Annotated in this window: 7 protein-coding genes; 4 read left to right on the top strand and 3 right to left on the bottom strand. The window is 46.0% G+C overall.

Features of this window, described 5'->3' with window-relative positions; translation table 11 throughout:
• Nucleotides 1–141: 141 nt before the first annotated feature.
• The 4 genes from JOC27_RS10260 to pfkB all read left to right on the top strand — a co-directional run bounded on the left by JOC27_RS10260 (nucleotide 142) and on the right by pfkB (nucleotide 4,990).
• Nucleotides 142–1,179 (top strand): YkvI family membrane protein, encoded by a 1,038-nt coding sequence (locus JOC27_RS10260; protein ID WP_205007197.1) that lies wholly within the window; start codon nucleotides 142–144, stop codon nucleotides 1,177–1,179.
• Nucleotides 1,180–1,443: 264 nt separating this feature from the next.
• Nucleotides 1,444–2,784, top strand: coding sequence for an Nramp family divalent metal transporter (locus tag JOC27_RS10265; protein ID WP_415641073.1), 1,341 nt, complete (start codon nucleotides 1,444–1,446; stop codon nucleotides 2,782–2,784).
• 325 nt (nucleotides 2,785–3,109) lie between these two features.
• Nucleotides 3,110–3,865, top strand: a complete 756-nt coding sequence (locus tag JOC27_RS10270; protein ID WP_239530249.1) for a DeoR/GlpR family DNA-binding transcription regulator — start codon at nucleotides 3,110–3,112, stop codon at nucleotides 3,863–3,865.
• A 180-nt stretch (nucleotides 3,866–4,045) separates the two neighbouring features.
• Nucleotides 4,046–4,990, top strand: a complete 945-nt coding sequence (gene pfkB, locus JOC27_RS10275) for a 1-phosphofructokinase (protein ID WP_205007198.1) — start codon at nucleotides 4,046–4,048, stop codon at nucleotides 4,988–4,990.
• Nucleotides 4,991–5,243: 253 nt separating this feature from the next.
• Here pfkB and JOC27_RS10280 read toward each other — a convergent pair whose 3' ends face one another.
• The 3 genes from JOC27_RS10280 to JOC27_RS10290 form a co-directional block, all read right to left on the bottom strand.
• On the bottom strand, nucleotides 5,244–5,993 hold the full coding sequence (locus JOC27_RS10280) for a DeoR/GlpR family DNA-binding transcription regulator (RefSeq protein ID WP_205007199.1): 750 nt from the start codon (nucleotides 5,991–5,993) through the stop codon (nucleotides 5,244–5,246).
• 335 nt (nucleotides 5,994–6,328) lie between these two features.
• Nucleotides 6,329–7,735, bottom strand: a complete 1,407-nt coding sequence (locus tag JOC27_RS10285; protein WP_205007200.1) for a PTS transporter subunit IIC — start codon at nucleotides 7,733–7,735, stop codon at nucleotides 6,329–6,331.
• 229 nt (nucleotides 7,736–7,964) lie between these two features.
• Entirely contained in the window at nucleotides 7,965–8,267 is a 303-nt protein-coding gene (locus JOC27_RS10290; protein WP_205007201.1) for a PTS sugar transporter subunit IIB, read from the bottom strand.
• Between the last annotated feature and the right edge of the window lie 102 nt (nucleotides 8,268–8,369).

Consider the following 8,369-nt stretch of genomic DNA (forward strand, 5'->3'; position numbering starts at 1 on the left):
TCTCAACTTTCATGGGTCGATATCTGTGCCGCATGATCGAATGCAGGGCTTTTGCACACCAATCTCCGTGAAAGAACGGCATGAGCGGGACAAGCGGCGCATACGATCAGAGGAGCGATTAAACTTTCTGGAGGCGGGACGATGAATAAGCAAATAAGGATTTTGCAAGTCGCCGCGACCTATATCGGAACCGTTGTCGGCGCCGGCTTCGCCTCCGGACAGGAAATCATTCAATTCTTTACGCGATACGGCGAATGGGGGACAATTGGCGCCGTGATCAGCGCGCTTCTGATGGCTTGGATGGGAACAAAAATGATGGTTTACGCCCATCGGATTCGGGCTTATTCGTTCAATGAATTGCTGGATCATCTATTTGGCGAGAAAATCGGCAAGGTGATTGAATTATTGCTGTTTCTGATCATCTTTGGGATCACAGGCGTGATGCTTGCCGGTTCAGGCGCTGTTTTCCATGAACATTTGGCGGGCGGGCGGCAGACAGGCATGCTGCTCGTCCTATTGGTCAGCAGCTTTTTCCTGGTGCGCGGTGTGCGCGGTCTGCTTTGGATCAATTCGCTCGTTGTTCCGGCTTTGATTCTCTATGTCAGCTTCACTTTTGCGGCGAATCCTCAGGCACTTGTGTTTTCTATGCCTGATGCATGGAACAGTCCGAGTTTATTGTCTGCAGTCCGCTATGCCGCGTTCAATTTATTAACTTCGCTTGTGGTGCTTGTGCCGCTCGCCAATGATATTAACGATGAACGTGTGCTGCGCGTCGGGGGATGGCTCGGCGGTATCGGACTCGGTTTGCTTTTGATCATGGCTCATCTTCTGCTTTTGGCGCATCCGCAGACGCTCCTCTATGAAATGCCGATGGCTGAGCTCGTCCGACCGCTCGGCACCGCCATGCACGGCGGTTTTGCACTCGTCATTTTCGGCGAGATTCTGACCACGTTTGTCGGCAATGTTTTCGGCCTGTCTCGTCAGCTCCACAGCGCTTTCCCTGAGCGGCTGAGTCCGGGCAAAGCGCTGATCCTTTTGGTTGTCTTCGCCTACTTGCTTGGACAGGCGGGGTACACGTCCCTAATTAGCACGTTGTATCCGCTCTATGGCACGCTTTGCGCCTTTATTTTTCTCTATTTATGCTTTGTTCGATTACCGTTTGATCGGAGAGCCACATAGGAAACGTGTTCAATTAGATAGGAACAATAAGGCGGCGCAGTGAACCGCTTTTTTTTTTATGATCTTTGTGAAAAAGTGTAGCAATCGTTAGCACTCATTGGAAAAATTTAAATGACTGGAAATATATTTTTTTCATTGGAGAGCCGATTACGGTGAGAAATTTGTTTTCTTACGGTTGAAAAAGTGGGCAAAATATCGTAAGTTAATAACAGAGTATGTTGTACGTAGGAAACAAATGTTCATAAAGAGAATGGAGAGGATGTAATGTCTGATCGGCAGAGCGGCCGAATGCACGTGCCACTGGCAAGCGAAGCAGCCGAGGGTGGTCCGGAACCGGCGGCGCTCAGAACGAAGAAAGAAGCCAGTCAGTCGCAATCCTTTCAGGGAGCGCTTGGAACGAAAACAGGTTGGCGGCAGTTTCTGCCATTTATGGGTCCCGCATTTATTGCCGCGGTCGCTTATATTGACCCCGGAAATTATGCAACGAATATCCAAGCTGGATCTCAGTTTGGTTACAAACTTCTATGGGTTGTCATTGTTTCAAATATTATGGCTATCGTCGTGCAAAGTCTTTCGGCAAAACTTGGCATTGCGACATCGCAGAATCTGCCGGAAATGATTCGACAAGAATGGCCAAAAGGTGTGTCGCTGTTTTACTGGATTCAAGGCGAGATTATGGTGATGGCGACGGATTTGGCTGAATTTATCGGGGCCGCGCTAGGATTTCACCTCGTTTTCGGGTTGCCGATGATTCCCTCCGCGCTTCTGACAGCGGTATGCGCGTTGGCGATTCTGATGTTTCAGATCAAGGGGTTTCGGCCGCTGGAAATGGTGATTGCCAGTATGGTGTTTATCGTTGTGATTGCATTCAGTTGCGAGCTTCTGCTAGCGATGCCGCAATTCTCAGCGCTCGCCAGGGGGCTTGTGCCAACGTTTCAAGGGACGAACAGTATTTTGCTGGCCGCTGGTATCCTCGGCGCGACCGTGATGCCACACGCGATTTATATGCATTCGGGGCTGACCTGCCGGCGCGTGATTGGGCAGACGCCGGCGGAACGGAAGAAAATTTATAACTTTGAACTTATCGATATTCTGATTGCGATGATAATCGCTGGAATCATCAACGCGCTGATGCTAACCGTTGCCGGCTCAACATTTTTTGGCAGGGAAGTGATTGCGGATTTAACGGTGGCGTTTCACGGTTTTGGTCATTACTTAGCGCCAAGCGCCGCGCTGCTTTTCGGTGTCGGTCTGCTTTCTGCTGGATTGTCCAGTTCATCGGTTGGTACGCTCGCTGGTGATATCATGATGCAGGGTTTTGTGCGCATGCAAATTCCGGTCTTTATTCGCCGGGTCTGCACAATGTTGCCGCCGATTATTCTGATTCTCTCCGGAGCGAATGCGACGAAGGCACTTGTTTTGAGCCAGGTTATCCTTTCTTTCGGTATTGGTCTGGCGATTATTCCGCTGATTCTTTTTACAAGCAATAAGCGAATCATGCGTAATCTCGTCAATCACAAAATAACAACAGCCGTTTCATGGCTGATTACACTCGTTGTTGTTCTGCTAAATATTTTCCTGCTTATCCAAACCTTTGCCGGTTAATCTACCGGAATACATACCAAAGCCCGCGGCTTGCGGGTATTTTTATTTGCAAAAACTTGTCATTCTATGCGAAGAGCGCTCGAACCGCCGCATTGCGCTCAATCCAGCCCCCATGGCCTGAAAGGGCGACAGTTTATTCGTCTGCGTGAGCAGTCTCCTAGAACGCTTGCGAACCAGAATTTATTGTCGCCTTTAGCTGGCTTTTTTTCTGTTTTAATTTAATTGTAAGCGGTTGCTAAATGTTCATTAAAGTGCTATATTGTTCATAAAGAACAAATGAGAAAAATAATGAAAAGAACAAGTAAACATTGAGGGGTGAACACTATTGATTCTAAAGGAGGAACGCTATCAACAAATCATCAAGATGGTTAACGAAAAAGAAACGGTGACGGTCAATGCATTGGCCGATAAGCTTGGTGTTGCAAAGATGACGATCCGCCGCGATTTGGATGATTTAGAACGCAGAAGAATACTCTTGCGCATCCATGGCGGCGCGCAGAAAATTAGCTCGCCCTATAAAGAACTGTCGCATAACCAAAAACGAAGCCTTCATGTCAGTGAAAAACAGCATATTGCACAAAAATGCGCCGCACTCATTCATGAAGATGAAAATGTGTTTCTTGGACCGGGCACGACAAACGAGATGATTTTTGATTATCTCGATCATATTCAGCATTTGGATATTGTCACCAACGCGATGACAATATTCGAGCGGTTTAAAGAGGATAGTCGTTTTGATTTGCTCTTGATTGGTGGTAGGTATCGTCGGCGCTCCGGTACGTGTATCGGCTATTTTGCCAATAAACTGTTGAATGAAATCAAAGTGAGCAAGGCTTTTATTGGTACAAACGGGATCAGCGGCTCATTTGTCACAACGGCGAACGAAGAGGAAGGCAATGGGCAACAAGTGATTTTAAATAATGCGGCTGAGCGTTATGTTGTTGCGGATCACAGCAAGATTGGCGTTGAAGCCTTTTACCGGTTCTACGAAGTTGAGCGATTGACAGCGATTATTACGGATCCAGGAATCGATCAAGGCATTGTCGACGAATACAGAAAAATGACCCGGCTAATTTATTAGCCGCAGGGATCTGGATCCCGAGACACGTGCCAAAGCAATTCTCTAATAGGTAAAGATTGTATAAGATTTTGCATAAAAATGCAGCGCAGGTGCGAGACGCCCGCGGCAAGCGAGCAGCCGAAACGTAATTTTTGGCTTCGTCAAATTTTTCTTATAAAAATTAACAGAGGGTGTATAGCGATGATCGTAACGTTGACTTTGAATCCGGCAATTGATATGAATTACAGACTGGATCACCTGGTAATCGACCAGGTGAATCGCTGTGATAAAGTGATTAAGACCGCGGGTGGTAAAGGGCTGAATGTCACGCGTGTCTTAAAATGCGCGGGCGAACCGGTTCTTGCGACAGGATTTCTCGGCGGAAAAACCGGTGAATTTATTCAAGAAGAACTGAATGAATCAGCCATTGAAAATAATTTTGTGCCGATCTCCGGTCGCACACGCCATTGCCTGGCGCTGATGCATGAAGGTAACCAGACTGAAATTTTGGAAAGCGGACCGGAAATCACGGCTGATGAAGCGTCTGCTTTCTTACGTCATTTTGAAAAATTACTTGATCAGGCAGATGTTTTTACCGCTTCCGGCAGTGTGCCGAAAGGACTCCAACCGGATTTTTATGCAAAATTAATTCGTTTGGCAAAGAAAAAGAATAAAAAATTTCTGCTGGATACAAGCGGTGAGAGTCTCTTGGCTGGAATCGAAGCTGGGCCGACCTTGATCAAGCCGAATGAATTTGAATTGGCTGGATGGATCGGTCATGAGCTGTCTACTGATGAAGCGATTATCGACGCGGCCTTTAAACTTTCTGAAAAAGGAATCGACTATGTTGTGGTGTCACTAGGTGCAAGGGGAGCAATTGCTTGCGTGAATGGAACGGCTTATCAAGTCACCTTGCCAAAAGTGAAGGCAGTAAATCCGGTTGGATCCGGTGATTCGATGCTTGCCGGACTTGCCCTAGGGATCAGCAACGGATATTCGGCAGAAAAAACATTGGCTTATGGCGCATGCTTCGGGACACTGAACGCGATGGAGGACCGAACTGGATTTATTGATAAGGACAAAATTGATCAAATGGTGGCGCAAATCAAGGTTTCCAAAATTGCAATTGGGACAACGCGTCACTGATTGAACCAGCCTCCGATGCTCCGACACACCATTCGAATTGCCGCTTTACCAATTCATGGCTGATTTAAGGCGCAACCACTTAAAAATTCAGGTATTAAATAGAACGACGCTTTTGATCACAATATAAAAAAGGAGCAAGGCATCTATTAATTGTAGCTGTCTCGTTCCTTTTTTCTACCCTTATACGTTTTTCAGTGGGTTGGCCGTGACAAACGAGCGACCGAAAATCCTATTTCTCTTTTAGGCTGCACGTTTAGAGAACTTTGGTAAACCGTTCGTAATACTGTCTTTGGACGTCGGTAATCCTGCTGTCTGTGATAATGGCGTCGATATTTTTCAACTTATAAAAAGTATAGAGCGCACTGATTTCTAGTTTTGAATAATCGCAGACGATATACCGCTGTTCCGCATTGTCCAGAATGAGCTGGTTGCTCAGTCCCTCATCTTCATACGTTGTCGTGACGTTGACATCTGCTAGGCCATTGGTGCCAATGAACGCTTTGGCTACTTTTATCCGGCTGATCATGTCGTTTGCAAATACCCCGTAAAACGTATCGGTGCTGTGCCGGTAACGACCGCCAACCAAAAGCAGTGATTGGAAGCCCTGCGCCTGGAGTCGGTTAAAAATGGATAGAGAATTAGTAACGATTGTAATCTCGATTGCCGGCAAAACGTCGACAATGTATTCAATCGTTGTTCCGCTTCCGAGAAAAATGATGTCTTGCTCATGAATTAATGCCGCACATTTCTTTGCAATTTCGCGTTTTTCTTCAATATGTATTTTTGCTTTTTTTTCATGGCTGATGACGGTATAAGAGGAAAATCCAGCCTTTTTGGCTCCGCCGTGCACGCGAACGAGCTGGCCGCTGTCTTCAAGATCTTTTAGATCGCGTCGAATCGTCATTTCTGTGACTCTGAGGTCCTTTGCCAGTTGGACAACTTCAACGATTTTTGTCGCGTCTAGCATGGAGAGAATAGCTTCCTGCCGCTTTGTTTTCAACATACTGATTCGCTCACTCTCTTATCGTGATTCTCAGCTAAATACTATCATTATCGCTAAGGGCTGTCCAAAAGTAAGGCTTGACGCACGGAGAATAGAGCGTCACCTTGGAATGGATCCGCTGATGCCTGTTCGAACATGAGAAAAATTGGCCTAGCCAAATCCTCTTTTGCAGCCCATGTGCTTCGCTGTCTCCCATGTCCTGCTGTTCCCAGAAGGCGTCAGAGCACTTCCACTGCAATTTTCGCATAAAGGTCGTGAGTATTATAGCTTATAAATAAACAGGAACGGCCTCTAATAGGAGGTCGTTCCTGTTATTCATCATTTAGCGAGTAAGCTTATTGTGCTGCTTTAGCTTCTGCATAAGCACGATTCCGTTTTTTCATTTGGAAAGCATACCAGATGAACAGCAGGACATAGCCAGCACAAGCAGCGAGTGCGTAGAGAATGTAGGCACCGCCTTGGCCTGCTGCGTGACCAACAAGGTAGCCAAGGAATTTTTCGATAGGGCCTTCCATTGTTGTCTGAGAAATCATTTGACCTTGATGAACGCCAGCTGGGAAGGCACCAACAACTTTCGCTGTGTGTGTAACAAACGGAGCAGCCAGTGTGCCAGCCCAAAGGAAGATAGGCAATTCAAGAGCGCCAATGACAATCATACGAATAATCTTACCACGTGTGACGACAAGCAGAGCTGGCGTAACGCCCATGGCGATGATACCGCCGAGCGGGAGCAGGTGGTTGCCTGGAAGAATCAATGCTTCGCCGAGCATAATCGGTGCGAGTACGTTTGCTGCTGCCCAGATTTCTGCGCGGCCTGCGATGAATGGCCAGTCCAGACCGATGTTAAATGTGCGGCCTTTCAGATATTTCGTTGCAACAGCTGAAATCCCTTGAGAAAGTGGTTCTACCGCTTTGATAAACCAGTTGCCGATTTGTGAGAACAATTCGAGACAGGTACCAGCAGTGAATGCGAGAACGAAAATGGCTTTAAAATCCTGATGGGCCATCAGACCGATAAAGACACCGAGATAAATACCAATCGCAAAGTTGCTGCCCCAGAAACCGATCTTCTTATTCAGTTTCGCTGCATCAAAGTCGAATTTATCGAGCCAAGGGAAAATAATATCAAAAATATTGTTCAGGACCATAATAATCGGGTTCATCATATAGTTCATGTGTGTCGTTGTCATTGGGTTATTGTCATTGTGCATCAAATCGTTAAATGTCGGTTTCATCAAATCAGAGTTGATAATTTTCATGCTACCGATACCTAGGACAAGGACCGCCGCGATGAACAGGTTGGCACCTGAGAAAATACAGAACAGGCCAACAAATGCTAAGTGCCAAACATCGAAAATATCAACGTCAAGCGTATTCGTCTTTTTCAAGAAAATCATAACAATATTTAATAGAACAAGTAAGAGCAGGAAGAATAGCGTATAAGGCGAGCCCCAAGTAATTGTTGCTAGAGGCGCCCAGCCAACGTCAGTAATACTTAATTGAATACCTGTTGAATGGACAAAAGCAGTCAACGCTGTTGAGAAAGCCGATGTCAGCATACCGATAATGGCGCCGATACCAGTTAATGCAATTGCAAGACGAATACCGCCTTCCAAAGCCTTTGTCCATTTTACTCTGAAGATCAAAGCGATTATTGTCAAAACAATAAGCATGACCGGTGCAGCACCAAGAGCAATAATCGGATTAAAAATGCTGTTTGCTAGTTGAATAATGGAACCCATGTTCATTCACCTCTCCGAAGATATTGGAATAAAATATTATTTCTTTATTTATTGGCTTGGTTAAAACCTGATGTTGTTTTTGATCGTTTCTCGCCATGTGTTCGCTTGCCGCGGGGCGTACCGCGTGCCTCAGACAGGTAAAAATCTGCGGGTCTCGCTGGCAGTTGTTCCCGCAGGCATCGCACACATTACCTTTGGTCAGAAAAACAACATTAAATTTAAACTTAGCTTATTTATTCAGACTTTTGATCGTTTCTGCCATTTTGTCATACACCGGCTGAGCCATTACTGGAATTCGGTACAGGATCGGGCCACAGTCAACGGTTGGAATCTTGACTTCAAAACCGAGATCCGGCGTAACGATTGGTGCAAAAATATCATAGCCGGACATCATTTCTTCGGTTACATCCTTAATCATCACCGCATCGCAAGATACATCAAAGCCGCGGCTTTTCATTTCATCTTCCAAAGCATCTTTGATCTGATGGCTTGAGTTCACACCGGCACCACATGCAGTTAAAATTTTAATCATTTTAATTCCCCCTCGTATTATTAGTTTTGAAGTTAATAGTAATCCCTGTTCAGCTCGGGTACTGCGTGATATCCTCTAGTTGTTCATTGGAATGGATCCAAC

This window comes from Sporolactobacillus spathodeae (genome assembly GCF_016908935.1).
GTDB lineage: Bacteria > Bacillota > Bacilli > Bacillales > Sporolactobacillaceae > Sporolactobacillus > Sporolactobacillus spathodeae.